The following is a 17735-nucleotide window of genomic DNA, read 5'->3' as shown; positions in this document are numbered from 1 at the left end:
TAAAACGTCACATTACAAACATCCATTCAACATTAAAAAAACAACTAAGCCATTATTTTAACAGCAAAAATTTTAGACCGATAAAAAGATTAAAAGTTTAAATTTTGTTTTGGCTTTAAAGCATTTTAACGATTAGAATCCCGCGCATTTATAGTTTCTCTTGGTTATTTATGTTTTTACTGCGATCTTTTATTTATTTATTATGCCTAGCGGGTGTTGCTCATTTAATTCAACTTGAAGGGTTTGAATTAAAACAGGATGCACTTTACAGTGAAGAAACTCTTACCGAACATATGCAAGATGTTTTAACTTTTTTAAGCTGTATTTTATTTTTTTACGCTTCGCGAATTAACTTTCAACTCAAAATACCGGCTGTATTACTAGCTGCATTATCGGCAATGATGTTTGTAAGAGAGTTTGATACCTACCTCGACTTATACTTTTTTGATGGCGCTTGGCAAAGTATCGTCTATTCAATTTTAGCTGGCGTGTTTGTTTATTTAATAACAAACAGAGGAAGTATTTTTAACGCTTTAAAAGCCTATAGCCTCACTCCTAGTTATGGAATTTGCTTATCAGGCATGGTTACTTTACTCGCATTTTCGCGAATGATGGGCAAAGGCGCATTTTGGCATTCAGTAATGGGTGATGACTATGTACGTGCGGTAAAAAACATTGTTGAAGAAGGTATAGAAACGCTTGGCTATACTTTGATTTTTATTTCAGCCATTGAGCTTGTACTCATATGCCGAAAAAGAATGGCTAAAAATCACAAGCATTGCACTGATCAAGTAACTCAATAACGTAGCTACATTTTTTATTGGTTACTTTTTTTACACTAAATTTGCTAATTGGTTTAATAAATCAATATACTGAGCCTGTTTTTATCAACTCACATTTAATTGGATACCATGACTAAAGATATATTGCTGCATCCGTTTCTTCTTTCAATTGTAATGATCACAATTGCATTTGTACTAAAAGTGCTTGTTGATAAGCTTGCTAAAAGTCGCGCAGAAAAAAAAGAAAAAGACATCCGTTACATCGCACACAATATTAAGCACTTTGTTAATTTTGTAATGATGATATCGCTGCTATTTGTGTGGTCTACTGAAATTCAAAACTTTGCACTTTCTATTGCTGCTTTTGCCGTGGCGATTGTACTTGCAACGCGTGAGTTTATTCAGTGTGTAATAGGCTTTTTTTACCTCGTAACAACTCGCCCGTTTAGAGTGGGTGATTGGATACAAGTAGGTGATTACTTTGGTGAAGTAGCTGAAACGGATTGGATAAAAACAACCATGCATGAAATTGATATACATACTTATCAATTTTCTAGAAAAACCATATACATACCTAATAATAAGCTGATTACCAGTTCTATTAAAAACTTAAACTTTGTAAAACGCTTTGTTACACATCATTTTATTATTGTCCGAAGAGAGAGCTTTAACCCGTACCCTATTCACGACACACTCACTGAGCAAGCTAAATTGTACTGCGAAGAGTTTCAAGAAGTAGCAAGCCGTTATAATTCGATGATTGAGCGTAAACTTGATGCAAAAATATCTGGCCCAGAGCCGGTAATTCACTTTGGTACAACCGATTTAGGTGAATTTAAAGCAAGCTTTACCTTGTTTTGCCCGACAGAAAAAGCGCTTGAGATAGAGCACAAATTAACAGAGTGCTTTTTTGCGTTATGGTACAAAGAGGCTGAAAAAAATAAAGAAGGTGAAGGAGAGGCATAAACCTCGCCTACACAAAGTAAAAATACAAATCGTAGGTGCGAATTTATTTCGCGCTCTATTTCTCAGTCTGTATTTAAAAAGCGAGGTATAAAACCTCACCTACAATAAACATCAAGCATATAAGTGCGAATTCACTTCGCGCTTGAGTAATATTTAAGCTGTACCACCGACCGTTAACTGATCAATTTTAAGGCTTGGTTGGCCTACGCCTACCGGTACGCTTTGACCATCTTTACCACAAACACCAACACCTTTATCAAGTGCTAAGTCGTTACCAACCATAGATATTTGCTGCATTACTTCTGGTCCATTACCAATAAGCGTTGCGCCTTTAATTGGTTGGGTAATTTTACCATTTTCGATTAAATACGCTTCTGATGCGCTAAATACAAACTTACCTGAGGTTATATCGACTTGTCCGCCGCCAAAGTTAGGCGCGAATACCCCTTTTTTAACTGAGCTGATAATATCGGCTTGGCTGTGCTCACCACCTAACATGTAGGTATTAGTCATGCGAGGCATTGGTAAATGTGCATACGACTCACGACGTGCGTTACCGGTAGGATTTACACCCATTAAACGCGCGTTTAGCTTATCTTGCATATAGCCTTTTAAAATACCGTTTTCGATAAGTACGTTGTAAGCGGCTGGTGTGCCTTCATCATCAACATTAAGTGACCCACGGCGATCAGCCATGGTGCCATCATCAACAACAGTACACAGCTCAGATGCTACTTTTTGGCCCACTTTACCACTAAACGCAGACGCGCCTTTGCGGTTAAAGTCGCCTTCAAGTCCATGCCCTACTGCTTCGTGTAAAAGCACGCCAGGCCAACCATTACCAAGTACAACTTCCATCGTGCCTGCAGGTGCATCAATAGCTTCAAGGTTTACTTTAGCTTGGCGTACAGCTTCTTCAGCAAATTCCATCCAACGTGGTTTACCATCAACAAGCTCTTTAAAGTAACCATAATCTAAACGTGCACCACCACCTGCGCCACCGCGTTCACGGCGACCATTTTTTTCAAGCAGCACTGAGCAGTTTAAACGAATAAGCGGGCGAATATCGGTGGCAAACGTACCATCACTTGCTGCGATTAATACTTCTTCGTATACCGCTGACATTGAGCTAATTACTTGCTCTGCATCGGGTGCTAGTTCACGAATATAGTTTTCAAGTTCGCGTAATAAACTCACCTTGTCGGTATCGCTCATACTCGAAATTGGCTGATGCGCTGCAAACTGCTCTTTAGCTTTAACATCACTAAATACTTTAATCGCTCTATCTTCGCCAGCATCTGCAATGCTACGAGCCGCTGTAGCCGCTTTATTAAGTGCTTCAAGATTTATTGCATCAGAGTAAGAAAAACCTGTTTTTTCGCCGCTTACAGCACGTACACCAACGCCACGTTCAACGTTATAAGAGCCTTCTTTAACTAAGCCGTCTTCAAGCACCCATGATTCGTGGTGGCTTGATTGAAAATATAAATCGGCGTAATCCACTTTATGCTGATGTATGTAAGCGAGCGTTTTTTCGAGCTCTTCTCTATTTAGCTGGCTGTCTTGTAGTAAATGCTGTTCAACCGAATTCATAATAAATGCTCTCTAAATCGTTGATGAGATTGCACGGGCATATCTCGTCTAATTTTTTGTAACTGGTCTAAATCTGCGTTGCAGCTTATAAAACCGGTGCCTGCTGGCAATTCACTCAGGGTATTGCCCCAAGGCGAAATAATAATACTGTGGCCATATGTTTGTCGGCCATTTTCATGTGTACCGTACTGAGCTGCTGCAACTACATAACATTGTGTTTCTATTGCGCGAGCTGCTAATAGCGGTTGCCAATGCGCTTGCCCTGTAGGGACTGTAAATGCACTGGGTACTAAAATAATATCGGCGCCTTGGCGTACTAGTTCGTTAAATAAGCCACTAAAGCGCAGATCATAACATACTGTTAAGCCAATTTTACCAAAGGGAGAATCAACAACCACTACATCGCGACCTGCTTGGGTAAAATCTGACTCTCGATAGCTACCTGTTTTATCATCTACGGTTACATCAAATAAATGTATTTTGTTATACGTTGCAACCAGCTCGCCTTGATTATTATATAAATGCGATGCTGCGTAATACTTATGTTCGTTAAATGGCTCAGGCATTGTGCCTGCATTTAACCAAATATTATGGTGTTGGCACAATTCACTAAGTTGTAATTTGTATTGCTCAACTTGCTTAGCAACACGTAACGTATCGTTACCTCTTTTACTAAACACTAAAAAAGCTTCTGGCAAGCAAACAAGTAATGGCCTTGTTGCTGGCAGAGTTTTAAGTGCGCGCTTTAAGCTTGCTATGTTGTCATCAGGGCTTAGCCCTGAACACATTTGTAGGGCAACTATTGTGGGTGTGCTTATATTTGCTGTTTTGTTCATTGCGTTACTGTTACTTGAGCATCTTTAAGTTTTAAATCGACTGATGCTTGTGGCTGATTTTGCGCAGCTTGAGGTAGTGTAACTTCACGACTTTTTCTGTCTAGTTCTTGAACAATAGGATCGTTCATTTTACCCGTTACTTTAAAATTGATCTCTGAGATGACGCGCGCAGAATGAATAACTTTATCAAGTGCTAAAGCAGCAAGTCCTGTTACTGGATTAACCATCCATGCCACTATAACCGGAATGCTTGAGGTTACTTGTGGCGCTACAGCAAGGTCGTAATCTATATCTAGCGTATTTAAATTTGCGTAGCCTTTAATAGTTAAATCGGCAGGCACACCATCCATTTTAGTATCTTTAGTGTAAGCGATACCGTTTTCTAACTGCATAGAGCCTTGCATGCTGTTATAAAAAAAGCCCTTTGAGAATACATCTCTAAAATCAAGTTTCAGTTTGCGTACGAGTGAATCAAGGCTCAACAGCGAAAATACGCGTGCACCACCATCACTTATTTCAGTTAAGTGACCTTCCCCTAAATCCCAAGTAACCTCACCACTTAAAGTTTTCACATCAAAATCATAAGGTGCTGCTTGCCAAGTAAGATCATAATTTAGATCAGCTTTAGAATCCTTAATTGCAGAGGTAATATCAAACTCGCCAAACAATGCGCCTATATCATCACTTTTAAGCTCACCACTTAGCGTTGTTAAACCATTTTGCCACTGCCCTTTAGTGCGCAGTACATGATCTCCTTTATCGATTACAAGTTCTGATATCGATAAGCGCTCGCCATCACCTAATAATGACGCACTCACTTTATCAAGCTGGTAGCGATCAATTTTGCAGTCACTACATTCAAACTCAATGGCAGGTATTTTAGTAAGCCAGCTCAAGTCTTCCTCAGGAAGTACATCTGTTATTTCAATTAATTGCTCGCTAGGCTGTGCAAAATTAAGCCTTAAGTAATCGGCATTAATTCGTATAGGCTGGCTAGGCTGTGATGTAGGAATAAAAACCCCAGCTCTAAGTTCTTTAGCATTTAGCTTTAGGTATAAATCGTCTTTTGATGGTGCTAAACGCATTTCAAAATCATTAAAGATGATGTTACTCGCATCAAGCATACCTATATTTGCGACCACCTCATTAAGCGGTGGCATAATCCCTTTTGATTTTTTATCTGGGTTTGATTTACCTGCTTTAATTATTTGATCTATCAGATCAAACCAAGGCACTAATTCACTCTGCTCAAGATTTATATTTACGCTTAAGTCTTTTTGGTTTAATCCTAAGTCTTGTTTTCCGAGCACAAAATGGACATTACTAAACTGTGATTTTCCATTTTCTAAAATAGCATTAAAGTAAAACTGTTGATTAGCGTTTGCTGTAATGAGATTAGAAATATCATCACCTTGAACTACTGCATCAAGCGCCCACATTTGTTCGCTATTTTTATTATAAGGTGCGGGTAAGTTACTCGTTAAGCCAAGTAGTTCTGAGTTTACCTGTGCACGGTAATTAAAGCCTTGTTCGGTAAAATTAAGTACTAAACCAATATCAACATCGCTTTGCCCGCTTAAATAATTTTTTAATATACCTTGTCCACTGTCAATTAATGTATCAGCGTCAATTTTGGCGTTTATATCTATGTTTGCTTGGTAATTTTTAGCATCACTTTTGCTGCTGTAATTAATATTTAGCGGCATGCCCAACCACTTCGCAGTCGCATTTTTAAGTGTGATGTTGTCGTTTTTAAAATTAAGCTCGCCAGTTAAGTTTTTAAGCTCAATACCTGGCGTTGCTATAAATACTGGCAAGTCATTTAAATTAACTTTGCCGCTAACACTGGCTCCGCCTTTAAACTTAGAGCCTACTAAAAGCTCAATACTGGCATCGGCTTCGCCTTTGCCCTGTACAACTTTAAAAATTTCAGCAAGAGGTTTGGCAATAGGTGTCGCTGCAAAAAAGTCATGTAACTTTTCCATCTCTGCTTTTTTATCAATTTGCACAATAAGTTCATCAGCATTCATTAAATCTGCAATGCTCACCTGTACACTATTACCAATATCTAAATTAACCAACTTGCCTTGCTGGCTATATATGTCCATCCGCTCATTAGCAAAATGTAGCTGTACATTAGCATTAGTGACCGCAGGCCAATCAGGGTCAAACTCATAGGTTGCATTGTCTATTTGTGCTAATACATCAAACTGACCACTACCATCAGTAAATGGGAAACCAGACAAAGGCCCTGCAAATAAGACCTGTGCTTTAGATACTTCTCCGCCTTTAATTGCACCATTTAAATAGCTAATAAGTTCAGGGCTCATCGCTTTTAATGGGAAGTAATGACCTGCAATATTGGCATCTGGAGCGAATGCTTCAGCGTAAAGATCTAATCGAGGATCATCTGTTAGGCTAATTTGTAATTCTGCAGCAAGAGTAACTTCATCATTATCAAACCAGATATTGTCACTACTTATATGCCAGCCATCATCTCGCTTAGTTAAATCTAGCTCTACATTTAGCTGGTTATAATTTATGTCGTTACTAAAGCTTTCGCCTGTAACTAATGTGCCACTTTCACCAAATAAATTTATTCGACCAGTACTTTGGGTAAGTAAACCATTTACTCTAAGTTCTTGCGCTGCTGGTACCGATCTTAATTCTTGCCAGCCAATATTGTTAGCCTCAAACCATAATTGCCATTGCTGTGCATTAGAAAAACTTAAATAAGCTTGATCTATTTGCCCACTAGGTTGGCGTTCTAAAAATGGTTCAAGTGCATTAAAATTACTTAGCCCGGCTAGGTTACTCAGTAATTCAAAATCAACTTGATGCAGCCACACTTTATTTTGCAGCCCTAGTTGGGCTTCAAACTCTAAACTTGGCCATGCTTTATCGTTACTATTAAATGTTAAACCGGTGCTTTTTAAATGCCAGCTATTTTGTTCTGGATATAGATGGAATCCACCTTCACTCAAACTAACTTGGTGGCTTTGCTCTTCTCGCTGCCAGCGTACAAAGCTTGGTAACCACTGCATTTTCACATCGCTTACAAAACCTTTATCTAGTTTTAGCCATGCTTGTAAATTAATATCGCTATGCAGTTGTTGTTTTTGCGTATTTATATATTGCGCTAACCAGTTAGATACATCGACCTTATTAGCCTGTACATAAATGTCGCCCGCAACCTGCTCTAGAGTATCCCCGGTAAGTGCTATGCGCGCGTCAAAGTCTCCGACCGAAATACCCGGCAGTGCCAAGCTTCCACTACCAAGGTGCTGCTCATCTTCATTTTGCCAAACAATGTTTTGAAGTAGTAATTTACGTTCTTTACCATCTTCTAAAATAAAGTTAATACTGGAATTTTCTATTGCAAAATGACCCGTTTTACCCAAAAACAGTTCTTCAATTAGCTCTTTTTGCTCAAAAGAAACTTCGTCGTTGTCACCGGTTTTAAATAAGTTGGTGATATTTACACTGGTGTGAAAACCATTAATAACAAAATAATTAGATCTAAGTTGCAGTGCTTTTAAGCTTTCCCATAGGTTTAGCTCTAAGCTGGTTTTAGCAATGGTGAGTGATATTGGTGCGGTTTCGTTATCTTTAAACGATAAATTTTCTAGCACTAATGCAGGACCACTGCCCTGCCAACTAGCTGATATCTCACCGATAGATAAGCTTATTTCAAACTTTTCGTGTAAATAGCTTTCTATGTCACCTTTGTATTCGTTTGCATACGGGAGGGTATATTTTAAAATTGAAACAATAACGGCCAGTAATACCAAAATTATGGCGCAGGTCTGCCATAACTTTCTAAAACAAAAAAAACAGACCGCTTTTGCTTTCATTACATCATTACCACATCAAACTGTTCTTGGCTGTATAAGCTCTCTGTTTGAATATTGACTTGCTTACCAATAAATAGTTCAAGCTCAGCAAGGTTATGATACTCATCGTTTAGTAGGGCCTCGCTTACAGCAGGCGCTGCATACACCATAAACTTGTCCGCTGCGTATGCTCGGTTAACACGCACTATTTCACGTAGTATTTCGTAGCAAACCGTTTCAACTGTTTTTTGTGAACCACGACCGGAACATGCTGGGCATACATCACATAAAATATGCTCTAAGCTTTCGCGTGTCCGTTTACGCGTCATTTCAACAAGACCAAGCGCTGAAAGCCCATTAATATTTGTTTTAGTGCGATCTTTTGCAAGGGCTGATTCAAGTGAATGTAATACTCGGCGCTTATGATCCTCACTTACCATATCGATAAAGTCGATAATGATAATACCGCCTAAGTTACGCAACCTAAGCTGGCGGGCAATTGCAGAAGTTGCTTCTACGTTGGTATTAAAAATTGTTTCTTCTAAATTACGATGCCCTACAAATGCACCAGTATTAACATCAACAGTCGTCATTGCTTCTGTTTGGTCAATAATTATATAACCACCCGATTTTAGTGTAACTTTACGATGTAGTGCTTTTTGAATTTCGTTTTCAACATCAAACAAATCAAATATAGGTCGCTCGCCTGGGTAGTATTCAAGTACTTGAGAAAGCTGTGGAACAAATTCTTCTGTAAATAGCTTTAGTTCTTCATAGCTGAGTTTAGAGTCAACGCGAATGCGCTCCATATCTTCGCCTACGTAGTCACGCAGGGTTCTAAAGGCAAGCGTTAAATCTTCGTGTAGGATACTGGCTTTACTCGTTTTTCTACGACGTGATGTTATTTTTTCCCATAATTTTCTTAAAAAGCCAGCATCGTGTCGTAATTCAGCTTCGCTAGCACCTTCAGCAGCTGTACGTACGATAAAGCTGCCATTTTCATCGCCATATTCTGCGACTATTTTTTTAAGACGTGAGCGCTCTTCTTCAGTTTCTATACGCTGACTAACCCCTACATGGGTCGCATCAGGCATAAACACTAAATAGCGAGAAGGAATAGTTATATCAGTGGTGAGCCTTGCGCCTTTAGTGCCTAGCGGATCTTTTACCACTTGCACCATAATGTATTGGCCTTGACGAACTAACTCCCTAATATCTTGTACTTTTTTTATTGGTACGTCGTCTACGCCTTCAACAATAGAGGCACTATTTACAATATCGGATGCATGCAAAAATGCAGCCTTTTCAAGGCCGATATCAACAAAAGCAGCCTGCATACCAGGAAGTACGCGGCTTATTTTTCCTAAGTAAATATTGCCTACAATACCTAGGTTACCAATTCGCTCTAGCTGTATTTCTTGCAGTACACCGTTTTCTATTAGGGCAACACGGCTTTCGCTCGGTGTGACATTGATCAGTAATTCTGTACTCATGTTACCTTCTTAAGAATGTTTTTAATAATTGTTCGGTTTCATATAAAGGTAAGCCTACAACAGAAAAATAGCTACCTGCAATGTGTGTTACAAAGCGGCCGCCTAAACCTTGGATACCGTAGCCACCGGCTTTATCTTGTGGCTCACCTGACTCCCAATAAGCATTAATTTCTTCATCTGTTAAAGTTTTAAAAGTAACATCTGTGCTTACAACACAGCTAAGCACATCACTTTGCGTCGCAAATGCAACTGCTGTGAGCACTTGATGCGTGTTACCCGATAGGCGTTTTAACGTATGTGTAAAATCGTTTTTATCGCGAGGTTTACCCAATGACTCGTTATCTATAACAACCACGGTATCACTACCAAGTACAGGGCGATCGGTATATCCAAGCTCTACACCGCTTTGTGCTTTCAAGCGCGCTAAACGCTCAACAAGTGCTCTAGGTTGCTCGTTTGGAAGTGGGCTTTCATCTGCATCAACACTAAATTGTGTAAATTCGACACCTAATTGGCTTAATAACTCTTTACGACGGGGAGAGGCTGATGCCAAATATACTGCGGTAGTCATTACCTGATCCTAAAATGTCTGCGATATTTACGAAGTAGTAAAAAGACCCAAAACCAGCTAACCATTCCGGTTGCCACTGGCCATAAATACTGTGGATTAAAATAAACCCCTAACAAAAAGTGATTTAGCCAAAACTGCATTAAGTGATACAGCGTTAAAAATAAACCAATTAGTAAGCTTTGTTGCCAAAGCGAAAAGTTACGAATTTTTTGAAAGTTGCTCGCGGTTACAAAAATACATACCGAGAATGTAAGCGAGTTCACGCCCAGCGGTGAGCCAGACGCTAAATCTATTAATAAACCAACAACCCAAGCAGTACCAATATTTAAACGATGCGGTACTGCTAGCGACCAATACATAAGTACAAGTAAAACCCAGTCAGGTCTAAATGGTTCAAACGAAAATGGAAGTGGCATCAGTGCCATTATTAACGCAAAAAAGATGCTTAGCGCAATTAACAATGAATAACGGTTAATCATCGCTGATTTGCTCCTGTTGATTACGCCATAAAATAACCAGCAAACGAATGCGATCTAGTTGCGCAATAGGTTCTGCAAAAACTTGTGCAAACGGTCGCCCTTCATCACGATTTATTTCAGTTACTACTGCCACCGGGTATCCTTCAGGGAATGTGCCCCCTAAACCCGATGTAACAAGTACATCGCCAATTCGCACATCTAAACTGTGTGGAACGTGAGAGAGCTTAACGACGTTAATTTTACCTATGCCTTCAACAACCGTTCGTACATCGTTACGAAGTATACGCACAGGTGTGGCATGTGTGGTGTCGGTCATTAGTAGCACGCGTGAAGTTGTTGAACCAACCTTTGTAAGCTGCCCTACTACACCCATTTCATCAATTACAGCTTGGCCTTCACTAAGCCCGTCAGTTGTACCACGGTTAATAACAACCTGATGACTATACGGGTTTGAATGTACAGAAAGTACCTGAGCAATAATTTTACGATTTGATTGCTTTGCAGATGAGCCTAATAAGGCGCGCAGTTTTTGATTTTCTCTGGCTAGAAATTGATACTGCTGAAGTTGCTCGCTTTGTAGCATTTGCTTTTTTTTCAGCGCTTCGTTTTCAGTAAGAAGTTGATCCCGCGTATGCAGGCTTTTAGCACTTAAGCTAAATAATTCGTAGGGTAAATTAGCAACATAGATTAGTGGGCTAACTAGAGTATTAAGGCTGGTACGAACAACGGTACCACCTTGCGTATATCTGTCTCCAACTATGAGTACGATACTCAAAAGCACTGCGACAAAAAGTCGCAGTTGCAAAGAGACTGTGCGTCCAAACATTAATTTCATTAGTCGTAACTAAAAACGTCACCACCATGAACATCGATCATTTCTAATGCTTTACCACCACCACGCGCAACACACGTAAGTGGATCATCAGCTACAACAACCGGAATACCCGTTTCTTCCATTAATAAACGGTCTAAGTCTTTTAACAATGCACCACCGCCAGTAAGTACCATGCCGTGCGCAGAGATATCTGATGCCAGCTCAGGTGGTGATTGCTCAAGTGCAACCATTACTGCACTCACAATACCCATTAACGGCTCTTGTAGAGCTTCTAGGATTTCGTGTGAGTTAAGCGTGAATGAACGCGGAACACCTTCGGCAAGGTTACGACCGCGCACTTCAATTTCGATTGGCTCATCAGTTTTGAACGCAGAGCCAATTTGATGCTTAATATTTTCAGCTGTCGCTTCACCAATTAAGCTACCAAAGTTACGACGTACATAATTAATAATAGCTTCGTCAAACTTATCACCACCAATACGAACAGATGATGAGTAAACAACACCGTTAAGTGAAATAATAGCCACTTCAGTTGTACCACCACCAATATCAACAACCATAGAACCTGTTGCTTCTGATACTGGTAAACCTGCGCCAATAGCTGCTGCCATTGGTTCTTCAATTAAGTAAACTTCACGAGCACCAGCACCCATTGCAGATTCACGTATTGCACGTTTTTCTACTTGAGTAGCACCACACGGTACACAAATTAGTACACGCGGACTTGGGCGCATAAAGTTATTGTTATGCACTTGCTTAATGAAGTGTTGTAACATTTTTTCAGTTACATAAAAATCAGCAATTACACCGTCTTTCATTGGACGGATTGCTTTAATATTTCCCGGTGTACGGCCTAGCATTTGTTTTGCTTCTGTACCTACAGATGCAACACTTTTAGGTCCACCAGCGCGTTCTTGGCGAATAGCAACAACAGAAGGTTCGTTTAATACAATACCTTCTTCTTTTACATAAATTAGGGTATTGGCTGTACCCAAGTCGATCGATAGATCGTTAGAAAAAATACCACGGAGTTTTTTAAACATGAGGCTGGATGACCTTTGAAATACGTTCTTATATTAGCTGCCTCACTTTAACATGCTCAACTGTATGAGCAATATAAAGCGCAGCGCCTTTGTGAATTTGTGAAAAAAGGAAGCAAAGCTTCCTTAATTGAGTTTATCGTTCGCGAACTAAGCGAAAACCAATGTAGTTAGATCTAAAATCAGGCGCTAAAATTAAACGCGTAGATGCACGAGCAAGGCTTGGTGCAAAATTCCACGCTCCGCCTCTTACTGCTACATCAGACTCACCTGATTCTTTATCGGTCCATTCCCATACATTGCCTACGGTATCGTATAATCCAAATGCATTTGGAGAAAAAGAACCTACTGGTGATGCACGTCTATTTGACCATTCACTACCACACCAACCACAGTTAGCTAGGTTTTTACCAATTTCGTTACCCCAAGGGTATTCTGTTTCGGTTCCTGCACGTGCTGCGTATTCCCACTCAACTTCGTTAGGTAAACGAAATTGCTGCCCTGTTTGACCCGATAACCACTCAGCGTAAGCTTTTGCATCGTTATAAGTTAAACATACAGCAGGAAAGTCACTGCCTTGCTCAAAACCAGGATTACGCCAATTTAAATTTGCTTCCCATACTGGTTCGCCATTTAAATAATACGCACACCCTTTATTTTTTTCCGCTTGAGTTTTATAACCTGTATTTGCTACAAATTTTTCGTAGGCACCTACGGTTACTTCTTTACTTTGCATAGCGAAAGAATTTGCTATTACTTTTTCAATTACTGGACGTTCATTAGCTAAACCATTGCCATTGATATCGCCCATTTTAAATTTGCCTGCAGGAATAACGACAACCGGCGTTTCAACGTTTGCATTTAATACATTAACGTTTTCACTAACCTGGCGTGTTGTTACTTCTGGTTGCTCTCGAGTATAGGTCGGTGCAGCAATCGACTTAGGCTTTTTTACCAAATTTGCATTAATTGTTTGTGCTTTATTTAAATCAACACGAACTTGATAAGGCTTATAGCCAAGTTTACGTATTTCAATGTTGTGAATACCCGGCGGTAAACGTGTGATCAAGCGTGTTGAGCCAAAGCTTACACCATCGATAAACACTTCATCGTCGTATACGTTTGATCGTAATGTCAGCTCTATTGATTGATCCTTCTTCTTATTAAGGATAGAAGGGTAATCTTTTTTCACCGATGCAGGTTTAACTGAATAATCACGTACTGGCTGCTTTTCTAAACGAGAAACCGACACCGTGTTGCTATTATCCGCGCTATTACTGAATGTTAACTGACTATCAGTAAATGTATTGTTATACGCGGGTTGATAAGCAGCAGTAAGTGGCGTGCCGTACTCAGAACAATAACGGTTATCAATGCTTAATAAGCTACATAAACGGCTACTGTTTACTTCGCCGCGCATGGTTACGCTTAAGTTAACGTTGTAGTTACCTTGGCCGCTAAATGCACTGTTAACTACATGGCTACTTAATATTTGTACTTGAGCGCCCGCCAAATTACGTTTTGGCTCAACAATGCGCTCTTCTGTTAAGTTTGCAAATATTTGATCTACAAAGCGTTTAGTTGCTTTTTGTAGCCCCATTTGCTGACCGCGTTGCTCACACGCTGCTAGCGTTTCTGTTCGCTTACAGTTAATCGTATGGTTAACTTCAAGCGTGCCTTCACGTGTAAACTCGTTACGTAAACGCTCTACTCTGGCTGTAGTTAACTGCTCTTTTAAACTTTCTAAAGTATTTAAAAGCGTATGCTTAGCAACACGAATTTGCTCTATATCTTTACGGTGGGATGCAATTGCCGCCAACTGCATAGAAATATCATCTTTATTTTGCTTATGATCAATCACCGCTTTTTGATAGCGTGATTGAGCCGCACTAATATTAATAGTGGGATCGTCAATTAAACGACGGTACATTTCGTTCATCGCATCGAGCGCTTGGTTTTTTTCTTTATCTAGCTCTGTAGAACGAGAACGAAGTAGCTCTAGTTGATTTTGTAACTGACTTTCTTCTTTAAGATGTTTTTCAAGTATTCTTGTCGAGTTATCGTATTCTGTCTGTTTAACACTAATCTCTGACTCAATTCCAGTTACTGTAGCTGTGTCTTGTGCAAATGCACTACTAGCTAACAAACTAGCTGAAATTAACAGAGATAAAGGAGTAATTCGCATATATTCCAGTCCCAAAAAGCGGCAATTATTTGGTCGTTATTATTTTTTATAATTAAAGCCTTATGCTATGTACTTGCAGCACAAAACACAAGCTTTGTTCAATTATTATCTTAGTTTACAACTATTCGCGTGTTTCACGCCAGTAAATAACCCGATCATTTCCTCGAAAGCGTCCAAATTGTAAAATAGTACGAGGATCAAGCTGTGTTTCATCCCCCTGCCAATCCCACTTTAACCAATCATAAGTATTATATTCTAAGGTAAATTCACCCAAACCATTTGGCTGCGCATAAATACCATTGTTTACCGGATACACTCCCGCCTCTAACTGGCCAGATACACCCGTTCCATATTCGTAGGCTAATTGCGGGCTGTTAGGTGATATTTGAGTGATTTGGGTATGATCAAATACACTACAGTTATCTTCTGCGTTATTTACAAATCCACTGCCGTTGTAATACTGAGCCTGCAGAGGAATAAGTAAAGGGTCGAGATCGGAGCCTGCGTTATTACCAAGTACTAAGCGTCCAAATTTAAACTCTATTGGTAATGTATTTAGTCTTACGCTATTACAGCCACTCGAGCATGCTGCTTGTGTATTAGGTTTATCATTTGCATCGATGAGCGTTGCTCCTTCTATGTTAGAAAGCGTTACCATTAAACTCACCATAGCAAACGGTCCATCTGCTTGCCCTACACCTAATCTTTCGAGTGTCGTGTTAAGTTGGCTCATTTGCCACTGGCCGTCACTTATATCTCCCCAGTTATTATTTCCTAGGTTTACTAATCGGCTAGCAAAATTAGTTGCGGGTACATAGTTAGCTACTTCATTATTTTCGGCATTAACCTCTACACTGGACTTATCAAAGCCCTCTTTATAATTAGCCATTAGCTCACCATTTTGATTTAGCGCTTGTACTGTAAAGCCAAGTTCAAAAGGTTGATCAAGGTAAGTTAAATTACTGCCGTATTGCGTGCATTGTGCGGCAGCTTGAACCCCCACTACCTGAAACTGCGAAGGTGCAAAACGACCAATATTATATAATTCACCTTTTACATCTCCCGCGCCAAAGTAATCGGCATCTTGCAGACCTGCTGTTAAATCAATGATGCCAACTTGGTCGTAATTATACTGCGATATAGATTCACTCAAACTGCCTGTGTCACTAAAGGCAACAGTGCTCATCGCTTCAAGCGTACCTTGAACGCCTGGCGTAGGCGCTTTAAGTAATGCCTCTACAAGTGGTTGCTCTGTAATAAAGTGCTTGGCAATGGTGTTATTTATTATATTGCTGTAGTTATCTGGGTAACCATCGTTGTTAGTGTCTTGCCCTGTTTGCCATTGCACCGCATTCATCTTTAAATCAAATGCTTCGCCAGTTAATCTAAATAAACTTCCATCAGCGTCTGCTGCATAACCATCACTTGCAATTTCCATCGCTAATCCAAATGGCTTTACAACATACTCATTTGAACTACCCGTTAAATTTACTGATAAATTAGTGACTGGGTCTAAAATTAAATTGGTGTTTACATTTAAACTCAACTTTCCTGCATCGGGATAATTTATAGCAATCGGTGCTTTAGACTCACTATCAAAGTTAAGTATGAATGATTTAGAGGCTTGCTCTACCGCAAAGGTATTATTGTTGTTACTAAGTGAAACCGTATCAGAGCAACTTGCACCAGCACTGCATGTATACGATAAATCTAAGCTTACATCGCCACCAGCGGGAAATGCAGCTTCGCATACGCCCGTAGTGGTATTTGTTTTTACCGCTTGAATAGATAGCGCTTTTGCATTAAATCCAGTATTTGAAGGCTTTGCTGATAACTGAGTAGGAATTGTAGTATTTCCATCTGTATCATTATTAAAAATAAATCCAGCATCAGAAAATGTAACTTTACAGCCACTCAAACCAACATTATTACCACCGATATAACAACGAAGAGGTGCAGAAGGATCAGCAGTGTTATATCCAAATGTAACGCTACCAGTTGTACGTTTAGCAAACTCAACAGTTGTTGAGCCTGTAAAATTAATATTCTCCCCTGTAACCCAACTTTGCTGACCACTATTATCTGGAGAAAGGTTTAAACTAGACGGCTCAGCAAATAATAAATCGCAGGCATCATTAGCGCAGGCTGTGAGTGTCATTTCTTTAGCTTCACACGTTAGACCTTTGTTATCGCTTATTGTTAAACGATAATGATCTAGGGTTTCTAGTGTATAAATACCACAAAAACCAGGGATACTTTCGGGTACTGGTAGAGCGTCAAACGTTGAGCTCCCTTCGGTAATAATTTGAGTAGCCGATGTAATTGATCCCTGATACGTTACATTTTGAGCGATTCTTACCTCACCAGTGGCAACAATATAGCCCGCAATATTGGCATCGGCTGCAATAGCAACCGCACCATCCACATAAATAGCCAAGTACGCGCCAGTTTCTACTACTATATTTGTTTTACCTATATTCAAAAATGAAGTTGATAGAAGTGAGGTTGTGTCTTTTAAAAAAATACGTGTAGGCGCTGTTACTCTGTACTCTGTTTCCAGCATACTTAACTGCAACTCATCGTAATAATAATCGCCAGCTAAAGAAGTAGGTACGGGCCCTGTTGAGCTACCATCATTTGTAACCGTTGGCACCTGCGCCGCTTGATTCGGTTCTAAAGAGTTATAGCCACCAGCAACACACGCCTGACCATTACACAAAGGAGGGCTCGTCAGCGCTGTAGAAATTAAGTTTGTGGTGGTGACAAACTGCGCATTACCATCTGTTATTTCTACTCCCTGAACTAACTGCACCTCACCATTGTTATAAGTAGAAATAGCGCCCGGGAATAACGTATCACAATCTAAAATATCACCGTTAAACACAAAGGTACTGGTCATGGCGAGTATTGATGCTTCCTCGTTTACGTGACGGCGCTCGTTATCGCCATCACGATCTTCGTCAACAACAAGTCCTAGCCTGTCAGTCCTTAGGTTACAGCTGCGTAGCCACCCGCCATCATCTTCTTGGCGTGAGTTTTTACTCGCTACAACTAACGGAGCCACACTAAAATTATTAGTAAAACTAAAGTAATTACAGCCATTGCTCCAACCGTCAACTTCA

12 protein-coding genes are annotated in these 17735 nt (G+C 39.9%); 2 read left to right on the top strand and 10 right to left on the bottom strand.

Annotated features, from left to right (window positions below; genetic code table 11):
* The first annotated feature begins 170 nt into the window (after positions 1-170).
* Together H5072_RS01540 and H5072_RS01535 are read left to right on the top strand one after the other, a co-directional pair.
* Positions 171-803: a hypothetical protein gene (locus H5072_RS01540; RefSeq protein WP_165742883.1), complete on the top strand. Its 633-nt coding sequence runs from the start codon at positions 171-173 to the stop codon at positions 801-803.
* A 108-nt stretch (positions 804-911) separates the two neighbouring features.
* The gene (locus H5072_RS01535; RefSeq protein WP_182671027.1) at positions 912-1748 is read left to right on the top strand and encodes a mechanosensitive ion channel family protein; all 837 of its coding nucleotides are present in this window, start codon (positions 912-914) and stop codon (positions 1746-1748) included.
* 153 nt (positions 1749-1901) lie between these two features.
* Here the strand turns inward: H5072_RS01535 and tldD are convergent, their stop codons facing one another.
* From tldD to H5072_RS01485, 10 genes are all read right to left on the bottom strand, one after another.
* Positions 1902-3341, bottom strand: a complete 1440-nt coding sequence (gene tldD, locus H5072_RS01530) for a metalloprotease TldD (RefSeq protein WP_024597409.1) — start codon at positions 3339-3341, stop codon at positions 1902-1904.
* A complete protein-coding gene (locus H5072_RS01525; RefSeq protein ID WP_182671028.1) occupies positions 3338-4177 on the bottom strand; it encodes a carbon-nitrogen hydrolase family protein in 840 nt (279 codons plus the stop codon). Before H5072_RS01525 ends, tldD begins: the two co-directional genes overlap by 4 nt.
* Positions 4174-8031, bottom strand: a complete 3858-nt coding sequence (locus H5072_RS01520; RefSeq protein ID WP_182692463.1) for a YhdP family protein — start codon at positions 8029-8031, stop codon at positions 4174-4176. Before H5072_RS01520 ends, H5072_RS01525 begins: the two co-directional genes overlap by 4 nt.
* On the bottom strand, positions 8031-9503 hold the full coding sequence (gene rng, locus H5072_RS01515; RefSeq protein ID WP_002958405.1) for a ribonuclease G: 1473 nt from the start codon (positions 9501-9503) through the stop codon (positions 8031-8033). The genes H5072_RS01520 and rng overlap by 1 nt, the downstream gene beginning before the upstream one ends.
* A gap of 1 nt (position 9504) precedes the next feature.
* Positions 9505-10074, bottom strand: coding sequence for a nucleoside triphosphate pyrophosphatase (locus tag H5072_RS01510; protein ID WP_154904155.1), 570 nt, complete (start codon positions 10072-10074; stop codon positions 9505-9507).
* The gene (mreD, locus tag H5072_RS01505; protein WP_002958403.1) at positions 10074-10553 is read right to left on the bottom strand and encodes a rod shape-determining protein MreD; all 480 of its coding nucleotides are present in this window, start codon (positions 10551-10553) and stop codon (positions 10074-10076) included. The genes H5072_RS01510 and mreD overlap by 1 nt, the downstream gene beginning before the upstream one ends.
* Positions 10546-11388 carry a rod shape-determining protein MreC gene (mreC, locus tag H5072_RS01500; protein ID WP_173400216.1) on the bottom strand — a complete coding sequence of 281 codons (843 nt, stop codon included), beginning with the start codon at positions 11386-11388 and terminating at the stop codon, positions 10546-10548. The genes mreD and mreC overlap by 8 nt, the downstream gene beginning before the upstream one ends.
* Complete coding sequence (locus tag H5072_RS01495; protein WP_002958401.1) at positions 11388-12431, bottom strand: rod shape-determining protein; 1044 nt, start codon at positions 12429-12431, stop codon at positions 11388-11390. Before H5072_RS01495 ends, mreC begins: the two co-directional genes overlap by 1 nt.
* A 133-nt stretch (positions 12432-12564) precedes the next feature.
* Entirely contained in the window at positions 12565-14613 is a 2049-nt protein-coding gene (locus H5072_RS01490; protein ID WP_024605452.1) for a formylglycine-generating enzyme family protein, read from the bottom strand.
* 121 nt (positions 14614-14734) lie between these two features.
* The coding region (locus tag H5072_RS01485) for a DUF6701 domain-containing protein (RefSeq protein WP_182692462.1) at positions 14735-17735 on the bottom strand (3001 nt) is incomplete at its 5' end.

The organism is Pseudoalteromonas sp. SR45-5 (assembly GCF_014163565.1).
Lineage (GTDB): Bacteria > Pseudomonadota > Gammaproteobacteria > Enterobacterales > Alteromonadaceae > Pseudoalteromonas > Pseudoalteromonas distincta.
This window is presented reverse-complemented; position numbering and strand designations above follow the sequence as displayed.

Excerpts from the sequence above, each read along its gene's own strand:
- H5072_RS01490 (WP_024605452.1), bottom strand. The coding sequence starts at position 14,613 with ATGCGAATTACTCCTTTATCTCTGTTAATTTCAGCTAGTTTGTTAGCT.
- H5072_RS01540 (WP_165742883.1), top strand. The coding sequence starts at position 171 with ATGTTTTTACTGCGATCTTTTATTTATTTATTATGCCTAGCGGGTGTT.
- mreC (WP_173400216.1), bottom strand. The coding sequence starts at position 11,388 with ATGAAATTAATGTTTGGACGCACAGTCTCTTTGCAACTGCGACTTTTT.
- H5072_RS01510 (WP_154904155.1), bottom strand. The coding sequence starts at position 10,074 with ATGACTACCGCAGTATATTTGGCATCAGCCTCTCCCCGTCGTAAAGAG.
- H5072_RS01520 (WP_182692463.1), bottom strand. The coding sequence starts at position 8,031 with ATGAAAGCAAAAGCGGTCTGTTTTTTTTGTTTTAGAAAGTTATGGCAG.
- mreD (WP_002958403.1), bottom strand. The coding sequence starts at position 10,553 with ATGATTAACCGTTATTCATTGTTAATTGCGCTAAGCATCTTTTTTGCG.
- H5072_RS01535 (WP_182671027.1), top strand. The coding sequence starts at position 912 with ATGACTAAAGATATATTGCTGCATCCGTTTCTTCTTTCAATTGTAATG.
- H5072_RS01495 (WP_002958401.1), bottom strand. The coding sequence starts at position 12,431 with ATGTTTAAAAAACTCCGTGGTATTTTTTCTAACGATCTATCGATCGAC.
- H5072_RS01525 (WP_182671028.1), bottom strand. The coding sequence starts at position 4,177 with ATGAACAAAACAGCAAATATAAGCACACCCACAATAGTTGCCCTACAA.
- rng (WP_002958405.1), bottom strand. The coding sequence starts at position 9,503 with ATGAGTACAGAATTACTGATCAATGTCACACCGAGCGAAAGCCGTGTT.
- tldD (WP_024597409.1), bottom strand. The coding sequence starts at position 3,341 with ATGAATTCGGTTGAACAGCATTTACTACAAGACAGCCAGCTAAATAGA.